Source organism: Shewanella sp. 10N.261.52.F9, assembly GCF_041471165.1.
Taxonomy (GTDB): Bacteria; Pseudomonadota; Gammaproteobacteria; order Enterobacterales; family Shewanellaceae; genus Shewanella; species Shewanella marinintestina.
Genome location: NZ_JBFRNX010000028.1, coordinates 162,011 through 180,945, shown reverse-complemented (window position 1 = coordinate 180,945; position 18,935 = coordinate 162,011). Strand labels below are relative to the sequence as shown.

Genomic DNA, 18,935 nt, shown 5'->3' with positions numbered 1-18,935 from the left:
ATTAGCGAGTGTATTTACCGTAGGCTTGTTGTGGCCAATGGGAGACGCATTCGCTGAGTCGGCAGTAGAGCATGACAAAAAAAGCCTAAGTAAGGCTGCTGTGGAGCAGCAAAAAAGGGATAAAGGATTACGTGATAAGTTTCCTGTGCAATATCAAAGCTGGCAGCAAACCTCTGAGCAAACTGAACGTGAAGATATGCTGGCAAGCTACCCCGCGGCAGTGATTTTATGGGCGGGCTCATCTTTTGCTAAAGAATATAATAGCCCACGCGGGCATCACTTTGCTGTTGCCGATGTTACCCATACTCTGCGCACAGGCGTGCCGCCAAAAGACGGTGAAAAGGGACTATCAGCGAGCTGCTGGACCTGTAAAACCCCTGATGCCACGCGTTTGATGAAAGAGTTAGGCGTTGAAGGGTTTTCAGCTAAAAACTTTACCGATGTTGGTACTGAAATTAATAGTGTCGTCTATTGCACTGATTGCCATGTTGACGGCAAAGCTGAGCTAGCGATGCCGCGTCCGCATGCACAGGATGCGATGGCGAAAGTACATATTCCATTTGATAAACAAGACGCCAATATGCAAGGCGCACAAACTTGTGGTCAATGCCATGTGACCTATTATTTCCAGCCAGAGCGCAGCGACAAAGTGAATATTCCTTGGATCTTCGGTAACACCGTTGATGACATTGAAAAGTACTACGATACTCGCCGTTTTTATGAGTGGATCCATCCAATATCGCAAACGCCGATATTAAAGGCGCGCCATCCAGAGTTTGAACATTGGAGCCGCAGTAAACATGCGCAGGCGGGGGTCACTTGTATTACTTGCCATATGCCTGAAGAAACCGATGCTAAAGGCAACACTTTTACTAGCCATAAAGTCAGTAAAGCATTGGATCACTTTGATACGGTTTGCCAAGGTTGTCATAAGAGTGAAAAGACTATTGTTAAATCGCTTGAAAACAGCAAGGCTGAAATTAACGCAAAAGCCCGTGAAGTTGAAGGCCTATTAGTTAAAGCGCACTACGAAGCGAAAGCAGCATGGGATGCAGGCGCCACGTGGCCATTGATGAATGACGCAATTATGGCTATTCGTCACTCACAATGGCGCTGGGATTTTGCTATGGCTTCGCACGGCCTTTATGCTCATAACCCTGAAGAAGGCCATGCACTGCTAGATATGGCGATTAAGCAGGTTAATTATGCGCGTGAGTCATTGGCTGAGATCTTGAAAAAATTCGAAGTAAGTAAAGTTGCTTACCCAGATATAACCACTAAAGAGTCTGCGCACAAAGCCGTTGGTATTGAGCTCGATAAACTGACTGAGCAAAAAAAGCAGTTTATTAAGCAAGAAGTCGATAAAGAGTGGTCTGAAGTGACTCATTATGGTTATTAATCAGTATCATTTCTGAATAAATATTAATACTCGTTAAATAGTGATTCTCTTAGGCTCAAAGGTTTACCTTTGAGCCTTTTTTATATTTTTCTCCTCAGTATTATCGCTAATAAGGGAAGGCTATCATTAAGGTTTAATGCTTTCTAATTTAGCGGCTACATATCAATGTGATATGTATAATTAGTGCAGTGACAAGATGAGTCTAAAGCTGGTAATCTATTGTTAGTGTTTTAAAAATAACCAGTTTTAATTGGTATGTTATTCATGGATGAAGATTTTTTATTGTGTGAAATACCACAATACTAGATCAACTTATTTAGCTAAAAAGCTGAGGTTATAGGATATGCGGCACCTAATAAAAAGCTTAACTAAAAACGTAATTATCGGTTTTTCGAGTTTGCTTTTTGTCACATCAAGTTTTGCATTCGATAGCTTAAGTGAGGCAACACTTAAGCAAAAAGGAATGGCATTTGTACAAGCTACCGAGGCTAGATTGCAACCGGACACCACAGTTGCCGATATTGAGCACTACATTAGTCTTTTATCAGATAATTTTATTGACGAATATGTACACTATCAAGTCACATTTGCTGCAGATAAAAATAAATTACGCGCCCGTTTGATTGAAAAAATGAACAGCGAGATCTCGGACAGTAAAGTGACGATGCAACAGATGATGGTAGGTCCTAATGTTGTGGTTTTGAAGCTCAAACAGCTAGGACAGATTAAACCCGTCGGACAGGGAGACGTCATTCCTATGGATAAAGTGAGTGTGCTTACACTTGAGTTTGATAAGAATGGCTTGATTAGTCACATTCGTCGTCATGAACCGTAATCCCCCCATCATGACCGAAGTCAAAGGTGCAACTCGATACAGCACCATTGCAGCTTGGTCACTTGCGATTGCTAGAGCATTAAGCGTTACAGGTATAGAGCCGAACAGCTTGTTTGAACAAGCTGGCCTTTGTTTAGATGAACTTGAAGCAAAACCCGAGCAACGTGTCGATATAGATAAAATGACTCGGCTTTGGCAATTAGCGGAAACAAAAACGGAGTCGAGTGATTTTGGCTTAACAGTAGGTCAATATGCTTACCCTATTCATTTTCATTCTTTAGGCGCACTGATGCTAAGTAGCGATTCGCTTGCACAAGCTTTTGAAGCGCTACCCGACTACTCAGCTTTGGTCAGCAATGGCGCTCGGATCCGTTTGCAACGTACACCACAGTGGTTAGGTTTTACTATTACACCGCTTAATGGCGTTACCATTAGCGAGCTGGCAATTGATGCTTTTTTTAGTAGTTTGATGCAGCACGGAAAGCAGATGGTTGGCCATCGACATTTTATTAGAAAGGTTGAGTTGATCCGCAGTACGCCTAAAAATGCCGATGCATGGCATGAGTACTTTAACTGTGAAGTGACAATGAATGCGACTGACAATTGTATGTGGATGGATAGGGGGATCTTAGAGCAAACTGCGATGACTAAAAACCCACAGCAAGCTAAGCAAACTGAAGCCGTAGTACGGCAGTATTTGCATCAAATGCAGGCATTAAGTTGGCGACAGAAAGCCAGCCAAGGGATCCATGCTGTTTTACTTAACCAAGAGCCGACAGCATTGATGATTGCGCAGATGTATAACATTAGTGAGCGCAGTTTAAGTCGTTATTTGAAGGCGGAAGGCACAGGGTTTAGAGAGTTACTAAAGCTGAAAAGACAAGAGCTCGCTTTACATTATTTAACTAATACCGATATGACAATAAGTGAGCTTTCAGACACCTTAGGCTATACCAGTGTCAGTAATTTTACTCGTTCATTTACGACTTGGATAGGAGTGAGCCCATCGCAATACCGGCACAAAGTGTATCGTCAACAATAAGCTTTTAGCAAAGCGTTTCTCCGACAAAGTCAATTACAGAGTAACGAACTAAAAGCAGACGAGTAACTGCTGTGCAATTCAGGTTGGCGAGAAATGATAAACCTTGTGTTACCTTAATGTAATAGGTTGGGTTTATCTTGTTAACTAATAAAGCGGTTTAGTATGTCATCGTCTCTGATTGTTCTCCAACAAAAGCGGCTAGCTCTTGCTAGCACTCAAGCTAAAGTTTTCGCTAGATCCCGCGCTAGCATTAGCAAAAAACTTTGCATTCTTCCTGCTGTTAAACCTTGCTTTATCAGTATATTGACGTCGGTGCTGGCTTCGGTATTAGTCTTGGGCTGTCAGCCAGATCCCAGCGTGAATGCTGTAGGGGCTGACAGTGAGTTACAAGGCGCTGATCCAGCTGGGTTTACGCCAGCAAGCTCACATACTGTTGCCGCTAATAAAGCGGTTCTAGGTGCGCTGCCTTTCGATAATATACAAGACTTTGAAGATGCGAAACGTGGCTTTATCGCCAGAATGCCACAGCTTAAAGTGGTTGATGATACTGGCAAGGTAATTTGGGACAGAACTGCTTATGACTTTATTCAAGGGGAGGCGCCTAATAGCGTCAATCCAAGTCTTTGGCGTCAAGCAAGCCTAAATAACATCGATGGCTTATTTGAAGTCACCAAAGGTGTTTACCAACTGCGTGGTTTTGATTTAGCCAATATGACGGTGATTGCAGGTGATAGCGGTTGGATTATTGTTGATCCATTAACCACGGCTGAAACCGCCAAAACCGCACTTAAATTTTTAAATCAAACCTTAGGTGAACGACCTGTATCGGCGATTGTATTTACCCACAGTCATATGGACCATTTTGGTGGGGCTTTAGGCTTATTTGAGCAAGCGCCTGATGACACCATTGATATCATTGCGCCAGCTGGATTTATGCATGAAGCTACCAGCGAAAACGTGATGGCGGGCACCGCAATGAGCCGCCGCGCCATGTACATGTATGGCAAGCAACTACCGCGCTCTAGCCGCGGCCATATCGATTCTGGCTTAGGTAAAGAGCCTGCTTTCGGTGAGTTCGGTATTCTCAGCCCTAATATCGTGGTTGAGCAAGACTCTGCCATGGAAATCGATGGCGTTCCGTTTGAGTTTCAAATCGTATCAGGCTCAGAAGCCCCCGCCGAGTTTACCTTTTACCTACCTGAGCAGCAGGCTTATTGCGGCGCCGAGCTAGTCTCTAAAAACATGCATAACCTGTACACCCTGCGCGGCGCTAAAGTTCGTGATGCCTTAGTATGGAGCCGAGCAATCGATGATGCGCTTAACGCTCAGCGAGACACCAAAGTGTATTTTGGTAGCCACCATTGGCCTATCTGGGGTCAAGCTGAGGTGAATGAGTTTTTACAAAAGCAGCGTGATACTTATAAGTATATTCATGATCAGTCGGTGCGCATGCTCAATGCTGGACTGACTCCTGCTGAAATTGCCGAGAAAATTCAAATGCCGCCATCATTATCCAATACCTTTGCTAGCCGCGGTTATTACGGCACAGTTAAGCACAATGCCAAAGCGGTATACCAAGCTTATTTAGGCTGGTACGACGCCAATCCCGTTAATTTAGACCCATTACCAGCAACTGCATCAGCGATTAAGTATGTGGAGTTAATGGGCGGCGCTGACAAGGTAATAGCGGCAGCTAACAAGGCGGTTGCTGCCGGGGAGTATCGCTGGGCGGCAGAGCTGGTAAATCATCTTGTGGTAGCCGAGCCAAACCTTAATGAAGCTAAAATTTTGCTTGCCAGTATTTATGATCAGCTGGGTTATCAGGCTGAATCAGCGCCGTGGCGTGATGTGTATTTAACTGCTGCGTATGAGCTAAGGCATGGTAGCCCAGAGGTGGGAATTGATTTAGCCTCAATGAAGCAGATTTTGCTGCAATCACCAGTCGAGAACTTTATGCAGTCGATGGCATCAAGAGTGATTGGGCCTGAAGTGTTCGGTGAAGAGTTTATCCTTAATATCAATTTTACCGACCTTGATAAAAACTATGTGCTAGAACTTAAAAACTCAGTACTACACCATAAGCTCGCGCCAAAGTCTGCGATGGCCAACGCGACGTTAAACATTAGCCATGAGCTATTTGTCGATTTGATTATTGGCAAAGCAGGAGTAAAAGAGGTGCTGTTTTCAGATGAGCTTGAAATCGAGGGCAGTAAGTTGGATCTGGTGAGTTTCTTCTCCTCTCTCGATAAGCCTAAGGGGGTGTTTAATATTGTGACACCTTAGTTTGTCACATAATAGTCAGAGCTATGATGATTGGGCGTCATAGTAGGCGCCCTTGTTATTGAGGCTAACAGTGGGTTTGCAGTTAGCCATCGACCTAATTTATCAAACTTCGTTTGATAGCAAAGACCATACAGATTCGATATATCTTTGGCTAAGAGTTGTATCTAAGAAAAGTGGTTCCAATGGCCTGCGGCCAGCGCATGTGCAGACACTGCCGTGACACGCTATAAATACATCCCTGTAAGCTCGGCCATGACGTCCATGTCATGGACGGTCATGGCCGTGTCTACACCAAGTTAGAAAAGCGTAACCTTTGCATTTAGCGTTATGGTTAACGAGCTAATTCGCCCCGCCCCCTTTGTTCTAATGATTAGAGCCCTAACTAGTTTTTGGACAGAAATTGGTTAGAGTCAAAGCTCTTAAAGTTAAGACTCTTATAAGGGAAAGTATGGAAAGTGGACTTAAGGTAACGCCTAAATCAGGTGCGCCGTAGGCGTCCCTGGATTTACTTGTTAGCTTCCTGCATGATTTCACCAAATGTTAGAAACTGCCTGATTGTAGGAAAATCCCACTCATTTAGCCCTAGTGACATCAGGTGTTTAAGGGCTCCATCTTCAGGACAATCGCTAAACTCATCTGGGTATGTACTGACGAACCAACTCCAGAAAACCTTTGCTTCGAGAGGAATTTCACCCGAAATATTTTGAAGCATTAGTATTGCATCGAGCATGAAATCAGATGTAAATCTCTCAATTGGAGCGATATTTATCTTTCCTTCAGGATCTTTATCTGCATGTTTGAAAAAGTTATAAGGTTCATTGACAGTTTTTACATGCTTCCTGAATTCCTCTCTCGTCATGCTTTTTGGGTTCTTGACTACACTTACTATTCCTTGCTCTTTGCCCACATCAATTAACACTTGATGAGCAGATGCAATAACAGTATGAATCACTACCAAATCACGTGACTCAAAAAACAGAGTCACTGCTTCAGTAATCTGTCGTCTAGCAACTTCTATCTTGTTAATCCAAATTGGTTGCATTTTACTCCTTGGGAGCTGACGCTTTGCTAAGCGGCTAAAAAACGTTGGCTAAAATTTGCGAGGAACGAGCACAGCCAACTGTTTTGTGTACGTTTAAGCAACTTGTTAAGTGGCTGATACCCTTGCCTTTACTGTATCAAATTTTTCAACCTGAGTATTAATTTTACAACCCAAATAAATAACTACTTCGCGAGCACCAGCGCCTAATGCTAGTTCACGTAAAACTCTTTCTTCTATATCAGTTAAGCCACCATCCGTTTTTTCTAACTGGTGGATGATAACTCGTGGTGAAGGTCTAATTTTCGAAGTGCTCATTGTGTATATAGCATGCTGCAATATTTTTTCTGCGCACATAAAATCTGAAACAAAAGAGCGACTGTGTTTGAAAGGATTAAGCACTCGGATATTCGAAGAAGCTAGGGACTTAGCTTCTTTTCCGATTGCTTTTACTATTTCCCCTTTTTTTGTGTTTTCTAAAGCTATATAAGGTTCATCTTCGAATGAAATATCAGAGGTGAAAGCTTTTATTGAAACTTTATTTTCACTTAATTCGATAAGTAAGTCATTTGAGAGAATGCTTCTAATAAATGTGAACAATACTCTGAGCCTCCGAGCCACTTAACGCCGCGTTAAGCGGACTAAAATTGTTGGCTAAAATGTGGAGCGAAGCGAAACTGAGCCAACTGTTTTAGTTCCGTTTGAACGCCTTGTTAAATGGCTATACCTTGATATCACCATTACGCCAACCTAAAATTAAGTTTTTGATTGTGCTCGCCATAAATACAAATTCTTTATCTATTGGGTAATAAGCCCATATTCCTTTGTGGCAAAGTTGATAACAGAACTCGATACCATCTACACCTGCATGGCCAATTACTAAATAAGAGCCATTTTCACCAACGTACGCATTTTCAACCGCAAGTATTAATTGTAAATACGACTCTTCGTGATAAAAGCCAGCTCTGTACTCCTCCGCTAAATACTCGTCACATTGAAATTTCTCAAATTCATTTCTAGTTAGCACATGAGTTACCTTTGCCATTTAACAGTATATTAGGCTGAATTCCGAATAATAACGATCTTAATAAGAACTGGTCGCCAATACTTTAAGCACTCAAGGCTAACAGTAAATAAGCTTATTAACAATGAGTTACAGCTTGAGAAGAACTGATTCCTTGTTTCTTTATCTGAGTGAAACAAAGAAGCTCCTATATTGCATAAAGTGCAATGTTCACACAGGAAGAACAATCACTAGGCTCAGGCCTAAATGATAATTCCGAGGCAGGTTTTGAACATACATAAAGGGGTCGGAGCGAATTAGCGCCAGATACGGATAATGAACTAGCCTTTTAGCCATTACTCCGAATCAGCAGATTAATGCTTGTCTAACCAAGTGTAGATACGGCTGAAGCCGTCGAAAACATGGATGTTTTCGTTGAGCCTACACGGACGTACTAGCGGCGGGCTTCGGCAGTGTCTGCACATACGCCCGCTGCAGGCGATTGATAGCTATGAAGCTACAAGTTCGAACACGCTATTTGGTAACACCATTCCAAACAAAAATCCAATTAGCTTATTTCGAAGCTAAAAAAACCACCTTGCGGTGGTTTTTTAGTGGCTGTTTATAGTTGCTTACTGAGCCTTTTTATAAAAGACTATCTAACTCTTATCGAATAGCTAGCAACTAGTTAGCGATTTTAAGCTCTGCTCGGTCGCTAATCAGGTTTAAGTCAAAATCAAACTCATCGACGCGGATGGCACGTTCACGCTTAAGATTATAATCTTGTAGCAATTTATGCTCAGTATCGCTAATCACTTTTGCCTCAAGTGCGGCATCTAAGGTGAGTGCAAAGCGAACACCAGGCTTAAATGTCTTGGCGCGAATCGCTTTTTTAACCTTAGCCAGTAGCGGTAAACATTCCATTTTAGCAAGGTAAGCTTGCTCGTTAATGTCGTTGCCATCACCGGCAATTGGCTTAACGAGGTGAGTCAGATGCTTTTTAAACTCAGTATTTAACTGCGCTTGCTCGGCTAACTCTCGCACTAGGTCGTCGTTGATTTTTGGCATCTTAGCTGAGTAAGTCACGGTGATTAAACGCATAAACTTACGTGTCGCTGATGAAGGGAAGTTATCTAAGAAGTCTAGTAACGCTTTTTCAGCTTGGCACAGTGACCAGCGAGTCGCGTAATGGAAGTAAGCCGCGGCTTCTTTTCGCTCGGCAGCGGTTAGCTTTTGCTCGTAGTAACGAATTGACGCCATCGCAGCGTACAAGTAGCTCATTACATCACCAAGGCGGGCTGACAGCATCTCGGCTTGTTTCAGTTTGCCGCCAAGTACCAACAATGAGAAGTCTGCATAGACAGCAAGCTTCGATGCAAGCTTATGCACTGATTGCTCGTAAGGCTTCACTTCGGCAAGAGTTGATGCTGCTGAAGCGGTAAAAGGTAATAGACCCAGCTTAAAGGCGCGTAAGCTGTTGCCCACACTGTAGCTAACCGTTTTACGTAAGATGCCATTAAAGACTTTGTCGGCACTTTTCTCGTTTGAGTGAATAGACTCAACCATAGATTGCAAGTATGGGTGACAACGCATCACGCCTTGACCGAAAATCATTAGGTTACGAGTAAGAATGTTTGCGCCTTCTACGGTAATCGCAATAGGCTGCGCCACATAGCCAGAGGCTAAGGTGTTTTGCGGACCACATTGAATTGCTTTACCGGCTTGAATGTCCATCGCAGAATCGAGTACATCACGGCCCAGCTCTGTCATGTGGTATTTAGCTATTGCAGTAACAACAGATGGCTTTAGCCCAAGACCAAGCCCTTCGGTTGTCAGTACGCGCATCGCTTCTTGTAAATAAGTTTTACCGGCAATATCGGCAAGCTTTTCTTGAATACCTTCAAACTTACCAATTGATAAGCCAAATTGCTCACGTACGGCTGCGTATTCAGCAGAGGACTTAAATGATGCTTGGCTGACTGATACGCCCAGTGCTGGCAGTGAAATACCGCGACCAGCGCCTAGACAAGCCACTAGCATTGCCCAGCCGCGACCGATGTTCTTTTGGCCACCAATGATAAATTCCATTGGGATAAATACGTTTTCGCCGCGGGTAGTACCGTTATAAAAACGAATCCCCATAGGATCGTGGCGATTACCGAGCTGCACACCAGGGTGAGATTTCGGAATAAGCGCACAGGTAATACCAAGCTGTTCTTTACCGCCTAATAAGCCATTTGGATCTTCTACCTTAAAAGCTAAACCTAATACGCTGGCAATAGGCGCAAGGGTAATGTAACGCTTGTCCCAGGTCACGCTTAAGCCAAGTACCTGTTCACCTTGGTATTCACCCATAGTAACGGTACCAATATCTGGAATGCCACCAGCATCTGAACCTGCCTCTGGGCTGGTTAGTGCAAAACATGGGATCTCTTGACCATTGGCTAAACGCGGTAACCAGTAATTTTGCTGCTCTGACGTACCGTAATGCATGAGTAGCTCACCCGGGCCGAGTGAGTTTGGTACCATTACCGTTACAGCAACGGCTGAGCTCTTTGCTGCAATTGTTGCCACAATCGTTGAGTTGGCGTAAGGGCTAAACTCAAGACCACCAAACGACTTTGGAATGATAAGCGAGAAAAACTTGTTCTCTTTTAAAAAGGTAAGAATGTTTTCGGGTAGATGCTTGCTGCGCTGGATCTCAAAATCATCGACCATTTCAAGCAAGGTAGCAACTGGGCCGTCTAGGAATGCTTGCTCATCGCTTGATAGCGTTGCAACAGGAATATCACGCAGGGCTGCAAAGTCTGGTACACCTTGGTAAATCGAACCTTCTAACCACACATCACCGGCATCGAGTGCCTCTTGCTCTGTAGTAGAAATGCTTGGCAGTACTTTTTTTAGTTTAGTTCTAATGCTCATATTAAATGCTCGTCCGACCAGAAGTAATATCTCACATTACGTCACAAAATGAGTCGCAGATCAAATTTTCAAACGATAAATTTAAACACTTGTTTGGATTTTGTTTTGGTTTGCGTTTGGTTTTGTGCTTTTAGGTTAAAAATTTCATAGGCTTACGAGTGTACGCTTAAATGAATTTATTTTTTAGTAAATTGATTTTGTTAGTGAAAAAGACTGCATAAATATATCGATATAGTAGAAATTGCATATGCTGTTATCAAACAGGCTTGTTAGATTTAAGCAAAAGTCGCCCCCCAAATGATAGCTAATGAGTTAACAATGTGGCGTTAGAACTCTGATAATAAGATTGAGTTTTAGAATTTTAAATTGCCTGAAACAGCTACCTAACTATGTTGAGAACAGCCAGATTTAAGTCAAACAAAATCGCGTTGAAATCAGTCTAGAAGTTTTGCTTGTGCGGCATTAATAGGCGCTGCGGGTGTGAGGGGCAATTACGGCAGTATTAATTTCGATACTATTAATTTCGTTATTATTAATTCAATTATGAAGCGGAGGGTAATAATAACGAGGCAAGTTTGTATTTACCTCGTTATTAAAAATTCACTTGAATTTAATCTTGATCGATAACTTCAATGAGTACATTACCATCGCTGCCTGAGGGCTGTTTTGTATCTGCAATCGTGGCAAGGGTTATGGCAATATCAACGGTTTCTACCGTACGTGATACCGTCTGCTGGTCAATGTTTTTTCCAGCAAAAATAAGCGGTACAAACGTATCGTATCGCCAAGGTGAACCATGGCTTGATGCCACGCTTAGCCCATCAAATTCGTTAATGAAATAATGGGGTTTGAACACGATATAAATATCACCTGAACGTTGAGGGTGGTGGTTGTTTGAAACTAACTTTGCTACGCGGGTATCAGGTAAATGATTGTTGTTTATATCGCTGCTGGTGGCGCTAAAGGCAACACCGTGTAACTTAGTAATTTCATTGGCCACCGCACGTTGAACTTGCTCGGGGTTGAGCTGATATTTGGCTAGCGTAACGTGATTTAGATATAAGTAGGGCGTTTGAAACTTATTGATAAGTTTATCGCTTGAGGCAATTTTAAATTGCTGTTTAACAGCTTTAATCGCTGTTTCTGTTTCCCATTTATTTGGGTCTACGTATTGCGCATCTATGCCCATATTTTGTAGGTATTCTGGCGACTCAGGACTGCCGTGATCGGCTGAAAGTACGATCACGGTATTATCTAAGCCGACTTTTTTATCGATATAATTGAGTAGGTCGGCCAAGGTCTTATCAAGGTGAAGCAGATTATCTTCGGCTTCTAAGCTCGATGGACCAAAAATATGACCAACATAGTCGGTAGATGAAAAGCTTACCGAAAGATAGTCGGTGATCTCGTCTTGGCCAATGGCTTCATTCTCTATGAGTAATTTGGCAAAGTTTGCGGTGAGCTGATCACCGGCGGGGCTTAAGGTTAAAAAGGTAGTGAAGTACTTACCGTCGCCTGCGCCATATTGATGGGGAAAGGTTCGCCCAAAACCAGGAAAAGCAACTTCCCAATCTTGATCATCGTTGTTGGCAAATAAATAGCTGTTTTGCGGTTTAGCTAACTGCCAAGTTTTATTGGCATAGTGTTGCGCTGGCTTCGTGGCGTTATGCTGTTTTACCCAGTTTGGATAGTCTTGATAATAAAACTTTGAGCTGACAAATTCTCCCGATTTTTTAGAAAACCAGAAAGCTTTACCTGCATGACCAGCCATGGCTACAGCGCCTCGATCTTTCACTGATACGCCAAACACTTTGGCCTTACCATTGGTTTTAAGTGCTAGCTCATCACTGAAAGTCGATACTAAAATGTTCATTGGTGAACGACCTGAGGTACTAGCGGTTTTTTGAGTGGGGTCTATTTCTGTCTTTTTATTTACATCACCGTCGGCAGACAGTAGCGGATAACGAGGATCTTCAATATTGTAAACAGAGTGGCCTAGGCTGCGGTCATACCACACGTTGCCGACCATCCCGTGATTAGCAGGGTAGGCGCCAGTAGACAAGGTTGTGTGGCCTACTATGGTTTCGGTATTGGCGTGAGCATGTTGGGCATTTTGATAAACAATGCCTTTATTGAGTAGGTAATTAAAGCCACCTTCACCAAATCTGTCTTGATAGCGGTTTAGCATGTCACCGCGCAGTTGATCGACCGTAATTTGTAAAATGAGCTTTGGTGTTTCAGCCATAGCATCATGAGCGAATAACGCACTGGCTAAAGATAGCGTTAACATACTGATACTGGTGAATCTGGCTAAAGTAGGTAGAGGATTGCAAGATGTTAGCATTTGAATTCCTTATCTTAGTGCTACTCAAAAGTATTGATTAAGCTTACTACATACTTGGAAAGATCCACCATATAAGGCTAATAGGTATTAAAAAAGGGCTAATTCATAGCCCTTTTTATCGGTTTTAAAACTTGTTACCTCTAGTGGTTAACACTACTTGATAGCACGGCTCGATAACTCAGCCGCGCTTATTGGCTCGCGAATTCCCTTGAACTCGTTTATACATTTTACTTAAGCTTTTACCTTTAGCCCGCTTCTCAGCAATGCTTGCGCCATTGAGCGCTTGTTCACGCATCAACTTTTGAAAGCTTTGTAGGCGGCGCTCGGTTAACAAGCCTGCTTCAATAGCAGTTTGCACTGCGCAACCTGGCTCTTGTTCATGTTGGCAGTCGATAAACTTACATTGCTGCGCATATTGGACTAAGTCGGCGAAGGTTTCGTGCAAGCCTCCTTCACAATCAGCAAGTTGTAATTCACGCATTCCCGGCGTATCTAACAACAAACCACCGTTGGCGGTGATGTGCAATGAACGGCTGGTGGTAGTATGGCGGCCTTTGCTGTCATCTTGGCGAATAGCCGAAGTTAACTGGCTTGTGTCGCCAAGCATGGCGTTAACTAGGGTCGACTTACCTACGCCTGATGAGCCTATAAAGGCAACTGTTTTGCCTTCGCTGCAATAGTTGCTTAAAGCCTTTGCGCTTTCACTATCTAAACCGTTAACGGTTTCAATCAGTAAGTTTGCATCTAGCTCGCGCAGCGATTCAATAAATGGGCTTAAGTCATCGCATAAATCAACTTTAGTTAGCACAATAACTGGCGTGACTTTTGCTTCATTCACTAGGGCTAAATAACGCTCGATACGGTTAACATTAAAGTCATCATTTAATGATGATACGATAAATACCCAGTCAAGGTTGGCGGCGATAAGCTGCTGCTCTACTTTTGAGCCTGCAGCCTTTCGACTAAAAAGTGCACTGCGCTCAAGTAATGATACAAAGTTATGTTGTTCATCTAAAAGTACCCAGTCGCCTACCGTCATTTCTGGCATAGCTTGATGGATAGCTAGGCTTGTTTCGCCGCTCTCTGTTAGCAGTTGATACTGACTACGGTGGTGGGCACTTACTCGTGCAACATAGGCATAATTTAGTGACTCTGTAATAAGCTGCTGCTGAAAAAATCCGTTCCAGCCCATTTGCTTTAAGCTTCTTAATAGCGCTGTTGGTTTAGCCTGTACAGGAGCACTGCTAGCTGCAGTTGTTTTAGTTAGAGTGTTTGATTTTAAGTGGTTAAAACGATTTGATTTGGTCATGTAAACCCCAGCGCAAAGCGCCTGAATATTGATTCTGGGGGACTTTAAATAGATAAGTTCCCGGTATTGTTGTGCGGTACCGGGCAAAGCGCTTTTAAAAAGTCAGCAGAATAGGTAAGCATGATAAATATCATACAAACTCGCTCACGTGACTTGCATGATAAACATGCCTAATACTGACTCTTGTTGTTAACAAGAGAGGGTACTTAAAGTGCTGCAGCTGCCCAGTTGGGTTTACTACAATCATCAAATTCTCCAATTTATAAAGCTATCGTTAATAGGCTCGCTTGCTGTGTAAAACGCAACAACACAAGATTTGCAGGTAATTTAGCAACTCCTTAGTTGCAAGGCGAGATTTGCATCATTAATGTTACTTAACTTGTGCTCGTTCTCACATTTTTCTTGGGGATAACGGCCGTTATAGAGTGCTAGACGTATTAAACCTTAGCCTACGGTTTTTGTTTAAATTATGTTTGCAGTTGAGAGTGAAAATAGTCAATGAGTGTTAGGTAGCTGCTGCAAACAATATCAGCTTGGTTGGCGTAGTCTGGGATCAGGCTTGGTGTATAGAGAACACTTCTTGTGCCAGCGTTATTGGCGGTTTGAAGATCAAACAGATAATCGCCAACAAATAAAATATTTGCAGGCTTGATTTGCCATTTTGCACAGATCCGTTCAACGCCCTCTGGGTGGGGTTTCGCTTTGGCATCAAAACGAGTTAACAATGGGTCAAAATCAGTGCCGACTGTTAAGTCGAGGTTGGCTAGTGTGATGTGGGCGGCTTCTGGCATATTGCGGGTTAGAATCGCTTGCGGTATATGTAGGCTGGTTAAAAATGCCATCAGTTGTTGCGCACCAGCGATCCAGGTAGCGTCGTGTGAGCTTTCAAGCTCATAGTGCTTGATTATGGCATGTGTTTGCTCTGCCAGAGTTGGCTCTGTGATTGAATTTACGTAGCTTAATATATCGGTTCCGGGCTTGATACCGAGCTCAGCTCTTAATCCTTCAAAATTTGGGTTTGAGTTTGCCAAGGTGCCATCTAAATCAAAGATCACTCCTTTGATTTGATTAAAATCGACATGGCTATTGATGGTTATGCTCAATCAGAATTATCCTTAATCTGCGCAGATGAAATTAATTTCTTTAAACGATAGCTCGAACTCACCAGCTTGCTTGTCGGCGACTAAAAAGCCCAGTTGTTTAATATTGTTGAAGTTAAGTGCGGGCGCATCAACGCTGCGTCCTCGATACACGGCGGTAAAGTCACTAGGGCTGAGCAGCAGGGTTATCCAACTGTTTTTTTGGGTGTGAAAAGGGCTCGAGTAAGCAAAAGAATCCCATTGATTATCGATTCTAAGTCTTAATTGATAATCTCTACCATCGCCTTTGACCTGCAAGCGGATCATGTTTATGTCACTGGTAACCGGTGTTGATAATGATGTGCGAGTGGAAGCAAAACCGCCATTTTGTTCTAACGATAAAGTGCCCGAAAAAGTGGCAGTGCCCTTATCGATAGTAAGTCTACTTGCGGATATGCCACCCATTACTGTGTCGTTAATCATTCGCCATTGAGATGCTTGATTGAGTGCTAACGCAAACTCTTGTGCTTGAGCATTGCTTGGATAATGGGTTGTCATAATCAAAAGTACCGCCATGACCAAAATTGAGTAAATAGATTTTTTATTATGATGTTGTTTTTGTGCCAAATCACTATACATCTTTGGCAACGGCTTCACTATCGGTTGCATGTTTTTACCTTGCTAAAATCTTGGTTTGATATTGATTACGAAACAAATGCACAAAAGGTTTATAGTGCTACGCCAAAATAAAAAAGCCACACTGAGGTGTGGCTATTTTTGAACGTCAATTTAGCTTACATAGCTCATCCATTCTGCTATTTCAGCAGGGTTACCGTAGGCTTTAAGCCAACGGATAAAGCTTTGAGGGCACCGAGTATGGAGGTTGAGTTGGCACCAAGCATCTAAAGAGGCTTGGGTATTATATCCATCAATGTATGCGTTATAGGCTTTGTCTGCATGACGCCAAAAATTATGGTCAATGCGTCCACGTTCAGCAAGAAATGGATGGTCGCCTTTAGGCTGGATCTGCTTACAAACGTCAGTACTCAAATCAGTCAAAATTCGTTGTAGTACATCGGCGCCGATCTCATTGATCTCCAGTTCATCAATGCGAGCGATATCGTTACCTACGATCAAGCTTACGCGTTCAATTAAATAATCAGTATTGAGGTTAATTGCCATTTCATAGGCAAAAACATCCAGCCTGGCAAAGATACGGTCTCTAAACTCCTCTTTAGTGAAAACTTTATCTTTTAGCGCTTTGTTGTAGCTTTTACTATTAGGATGCTTACTCGTTAGCTCTTTTTGCAGTAGCGGGTATTCGCTTAAGTTCTCTTTTGGTAGCAGAGAAAGGAGGTGAATAAGCTCTGGCGTATTAACCATTAAGCTACCGAGTTCAGCTTGTGCTTTAGACGAAAGAGTTGTTGCCATTAGGACTCCATGTTGGCATACCTGTAGTTTCATATTACCTTGTTTTTATTCATTTCCAAATATTACTAACCAATACTAAGAGCCCGTGAGTTTTTTAGTAATTGTTAAGCAGGCAGACTGCGTTAATTGAATGATTAATGACTTTCTAAAGCTTCATGGACTCTCTAGCCAAGGATGGCCCCCAATCTGTTTATGCATCGCTACGGCGACTGGACAGAGTGAATTGGGATTGAGTGTCATTTCATTTCTTCGCTGCTTTATTTCTTTAGCCCCTCACTTTTTAAGTTTAGATTTCGTTTCTTTGTTGCCGTAAATCAATGCCGTGTAGCCATGTGATTAGGCTATTTTAGGTTTGCCTGTAATATGTTCGAGTTCAACACCTCTGTTGACTATTTTAATCATGTTTTAGTGCACCTAGGGTTGAAGCCTGCTTTATGTATAGCGGCATTACATTTCTGGATTTAATGATTTCTACTGTTTACCAATTTTCTTAATGATGTTTGGTGAAACGGCTCTCTTTACCATGTGCTCATCTTAACGGCGACCTTGATGACCTAAGCGGTTATGACCGATTCGTTGAGGCTGGGGGCAAATCCTCATAAATACCAATCACCACGTTCAAAGGATGGAGTGGTAACACAGGCATGATGCCTTTGTTTATTTATATAGAGAGAATGAATCATGAAAAAAGCATTACTTACTTGCGTATTATCTTCTGTTGTGGCTGTTTCTGCTATTGCGGTTTCACCTATTGCTGCCGCAAGCGACTTTACAATTAACCCTATGGTTGGCGCATCTAAAAATAAGGCAATGGGCACGAATGTAGCAACGGGTCTTGAAGCCGGTTATAAGGACTTTATCTTAGGTTATACCTACACTGGCGAAACAGAAAAAGACAGTCAATCAACAAGCTTTAATATTGACGAGGCTTTTCCCGGTGGAGCGGATTTCCATACAATAGACGCATCTGTTTATCAGAAAGAAAAATATAAGGCGCATACTTTATATCTTGGTTATCAATTTCAGTTGGGAAGCGGTCATTTAGCGGTTAAGGCCGGCGCCGATTTTTCAAAATATGATGGCTCGCTAGGCTTTTCTGCTCAGGAAGTCGTCCCTGGTGGTGTTGCTCATAAAGCAGGGATGAATATTAAAGGCAAGAGTAATACCGAAGTGCGCCCAATGGTTGGTGTGGGTTATTACTTAGATAACGGTGTTAACTTTAACTTGCACTATACCTTCCAGACTGGTGCGCGCGACCTTAACTATAGTGCTAGTGGTTATATTGATGGCAACAGTGGTTCAACTCCGATAGGTAAAGGTAAAAACCATATGCAAAATAAAGATTTCGGCACTTGGATGTTTACTGTTGGTTACCGCTTCTAATCCAAATGATTGTATGAAAGCGCCCAAGGGCGCTTTTTTGCGTAAGAGGTATTTAGCGATGATGAAACACTTAGCTGCTACGATTATTTTAGTGGTGCTATTTATTTTAATTTTTGGCTGCAGTCAGCAATTTGCTAACACTCAAGCTGAGCTTAAATTTAATACAAGTATGCATTCATCGAGCTAGGATAGGCTTTAAAAGTCGCGCAGTTTTTTTGTTTAATGCATGGATTAAGTTCTGGCGGTAAGATCATTTTTTCGAGGGGGACAGATTTATTCAAAAAAGCTGCGATCCAGTGGAGAATGAATCGCAGCAAAACTTGATATTAAGCTATTGCGGGTGACGATAGGACTAATTCATAGTAAGTACTTGTGAGTCCGCATCTTGTAAATAACGCCATTCTACAAATTGAGGCGCTTGACCATCGTAGAACCAAATAACAGCAATTAACTGACTTGCGTGATTGGCTACTTTGACTTGTTTTGCCAGTTTGCCGTCAGTGAGTGGTCCTCTAAATAAACAAGAGTTGAAGTTAACCTTGTAACCAGTGCCATTAGCTTGATAATCATCGCAAAGTGAAAAATAACCGCGATTAGTATTTCCTTTATCTACATCGATTTGTAAGGTGTACGCCGATTGCAACTTGTTATCAGCGTCTACAATCAAATCATCTAGTGACGTTGGATCTGGAGCAGGATCTGGAGCCGGTGTAGTTGTTGGTGGCGTAGTTGTGGTTACTGGTGCTGGAGTCGAAGGGGCTCCACCGTCATCATCTCCGCCTCCACCACATGCAGTTAAAAGAAACGCGCAACATACCATTAAGCTAACAGGACGATTAAACAGAGTGTTGATTTGAATATTCATG

Annotated in this window: 16 protein-coding genes; 6 read left to right on the top strand and 10 right to left on the bottom strand. The window is 42.6% G+C overall.

Annotated features, from left to right (window positions below; all coding sequences use genetic code 11):
- Window positions 1-37: 37 nt before the first annotated feature.
- The 4 genes from AB4298_RS18420 (at window position 38) to AB4298_RS18405 (ending at window position 5,559) form a co-directional block, all read left to right on the top strand.
- A complete protein-coding gene (locus AB4298_RS18420) occupies window positions 38-1,399 on the top strand; it encodes an ammonia-forming cytochrome c nitrite reductase subunit c552 (RefSeq protein ID WP_371987871.1) in 1,362 nt (453 codons plus the stop codon).
- Between the two features lie 343 nt (window positions 1,400-1,742).
- Window positions 1,743-2,234, top strand: a complete 492-nt coding sequence (locus tag AB4298_RS18415; RefSeq protein ID WP_248998027.1) for a hypothetical protein — start codon at window positions 1,743-1,745, stop codon at window positions 2,232-2,234.
- On the top strand, window positions 2,224-3,276 hold the full coding sequence (locus AB4298_RS18410) for an AraC family transcriptional regulator (RefSeq protein ID WP_371987839.1): 1,053 nt from the start codon (window positions 2,224-2,226) through the stop codon (window positions 3,274-3,276). The genes AB4298_RS18415 and AB4298_RS18410 overlap by 11 nt, the downstream gene beginning before the upstream one ends.
- A 162-nt stretch (window positions 3,277-3,438) precedes the next feature.
- Window positions 3,439-5,559 (top strand): alkyl/aryl-sulfatase, encoded by a 2,121-nt coding sequence (locus AB4298_RS18405; protein WP_371987838.1) that lies wholly within the window; start codon window positions 3,439-3,441, stop codon window positions 5,557-5,559.
- A 505-nt stretch (window positions 5,560-6,064) separates the two neighbouring features.
- Here the strand turns inward: AB4298_RS18405 and AB4298_RS18400 are convergent.
- The 9 genes from AB4298_RS18400 to AB4298_RS18360 all read right to left on the bottom strand — a co-directional run bounded on the left by AB4298_RS18400 (window position 6,065) and on the right by AB4298_RS18360 (window position 16,686).
- Window positions 6,065-6,601 (bottom strand): hypothetical protein, encoded by a 537-nt coding sequence (locus AB4298_RS18400; protein WP_371987837.1) that lies wholly within the window; start codon window positions 6,599-6,601, stop codon window positions 6,065-6,067.
- A gap of 105 nt (window positions 6,602-6,706) precedes the next feature.
- The gene (locus AB4298_RS18395) at window positions 6,707-7,198 is read right to left on the bottom strand and encodes a rod shape-determining protein (protein WP_371987835.1); all 492 of its coding nucleotides are present in this window, start codon (window positions 7,196-7,198) and stop codon (window positions 6,707-6,709) included.
- A 121-nt stretch (window positions 7,199-7,319) separates the two neighbouring features.
- A complete protein-coding gene (locus tag AB4298_RS18390) occupies window positions 7,320-7,625 on the bottom strand; it encodes a hypothetical protein (RefSeq protein ID WP_371987834.1) in 306 nt (101 codons plus the stop codon).
- 660 nt (window positions 7,626-8,285) lie between these two features.
- Window positions 8,286-10,523, bottom strand: coding sequence for an acyl-CoA dehydrogenase (locus tag AB4298_RS18385; protein WP_371987833.1), 2,238 nt, complete (start codon window positions 10,521-10,523; stop codon window positions 8,286-8,288).
- 610 nt (window positions 10,524-11,133) lie between these two features.
- Complete coding sequence (locus AB4298_RS18380) at window positions 11,134-12,867, bottom strand: alkaline phosphatase family protein (RefSeq protein WP_248998022.1); 1,734 nt, start codon at window positions 12,865-12,867, stop codon at window positions 11,134-11,136.
- Between the two features lie 178 nt (window positions 12,868-13,045).
- Window positions 13,046-14,176, bottom strand: a complete 1,131-nt coding sequence (gene rsgA / locus AB4298_RS18375; RefSeq protein ID WP_371987831.1) for a ribosome small subunit-dependent GTPase A — start codon at window positions 14,174-14,176, stop codon at window positions 13,046-13,048.
- Between the two features lie 467 nt (window positions 14,177-14,643).
- The gene (locus AB4298_RS18370; RefSeq protein WP_371987830.1) at window positions 14,644-15,279 is read right to left on the bottom strand and encodes an HAD family hydrolase; all 636 of its coding nucleotides are present in this window, start codon (window positions 15,277-15,279) and stop codon (window positions 14,644-14,646) included.
- A gap of 12 nt (window positions 15,280-15,291) precedes the next feature.
- Window positions 15,292-15,924, bottom strand: coding sequence for a CIA30 family protein (locus AB4298_RS18365; protein ID WP_371987829.1), 633 nt, complete (start codon window positions 15,922-15,924; stop codon window positions 15,292-15,294).
- Window positions 15,925-16,044: 120 nt separating this feature from the next.
- Window positions 16,045-16,686, bottom strand: coding sequence for a hypothetical protein (locus AB4298_RS18360; RefSeq protein ID WP_248998018.1), 642 nt, complete (start codon window positions 16,684-16,686; stop codon window positions 16,045-16,047).
- Window positions 16,687-17,367: 681 nt separating this feature from the next.
- Here AB4298_RS18360 and AB4298_RS18355 point away from each other — a divergent pair.
- Window positions 17,368-18,069 (top strand): hypothetical protein, encoded by a 702-nt coding sequence (locus AB4298_RS18355; protein ID WP_371987828.1) that lies wholly within the window; start codon window positions 17,368-17,370, stop codon window positions 18,067-18,069.
- Window positions 18,070-18,127: 58 nt separating this feature from the next.
- The gene (locus AB4298_RS18350; RefSeq protein WP_283107187.1) at window positions 18,128-18,256 is read left to right on the top strand and encodes a hypothetical protein; all 129 of its coding nucleotides are present in this window, start codon (window positions 18,128-18,130) and stop codon (window positions 18,254-18,256) included.
- Between the two features lie 165 nt (window positions 18,257-18,421).
- Here AB4298_RS18350 and AB4298_RS18345 read toward each other — a convergent pair whose 3' ends face one another.
- Window positions 18,422-18,934 carry a hypothetical protein gene (locus tag AB4298_RS18345; RefSeq protein WP_371987827.1) on the bottom strand — a complete coding sequence of 171 codons (513 nt, stop codon included), beginning with the start codon at window positions 18,932-18,934 and terminating at the stop codon, window positions 18,422-18,424.
- Window position 18,935 lies beyond the last annotated feature (1 nt).

Coding starts and splice junctions, on each gene's coding strand:
- AB4298_RS18380 (WP_248998022.1), bottom strand. CDS start 12,867: ATGCTAACATCTTGCAATCCTCTACCTACTTTAGCCAGATTCACCAGT.
- AB4298_RS18350 (WP_283107187.1), top strand. CDS start 18,128: ATGATGAAACACTTAGCTGCTACGATTATTTTAGTGGTGCTATTTATT.
- AB4298_RS18360 (WP_248998018.1), bottom strand. CDS start 16,686: ATGGCAACAACTCTTTCGTCTAAAGCACAAGCTGAACTCGGTAGCTTA.
- AB4298_RS18420 (WP_371987871.1), top strand. CDS start 38: ATGGGAGACGCATTCGCTGAGTCGGCAGTAGAGCATGACAAAAAAAGC.
- AB4298_RS18345 (WP_371987827.1), bottom strand. CDS start 18,934: ATGAATATTCAAATCAACACTCTGTTTAATCGTCCTGTTAGCTTAATG.
- AB4298_RS18355 (WP_371987828.1), top strand. CDS start 17,368: ATGAAAAAAGCATTACTTACTTGCGTATTATCTTCTGTTGTGGCTGTT.
- AB4298_RS18385 (WP_371987833.1), bottom strand. CDS start 10,523: ATGAGCATTAGAACTAAACTAAAAAAAGTACTGCCAAGCATTTCTACT.
- rsgA (WP_371987831.1), bottom strand. CDS start 14,176: ATGACCAAATCAAATCGTTTTAACCACTTAAAATCAAACACTCTAACT.
- AB4298_RS18405 (WP_371987838.1), top strand. CDS start 3,439: ATGTCATCGTCTCTGATTGTTCTCCAACAAAAGCGGCTAGCTCTTGCT.
- AB4298_RS18365 (WP_371987829.1), bottom strand. CDS start 15,924: ATGCAACCGATAGTGAAGCCGTTGCCAAAGATGTATAGTGATTTGGCA.
- AB4298_RS18400 (WP_371987837.1), bottom strand. CDS start 6,601: ATGCAACCAATTTGGATTAACAAGATAGAAGTTGCTAGACGACAGATT.
- AB4298_RS18415 (WP_248998027.1), top strand. CDS start 1,743: ATGCGGCACCTAATAAAAAGCTTAACTAAAAACGTAATTATCGGTTTT.
- AB4298_RS18410 (WP_371987839.1), top strand. CDS start 2,224: ATGAACCGTAATCCCCCCATCATGACCGAAGTCAAAGGTGCAACTCGA.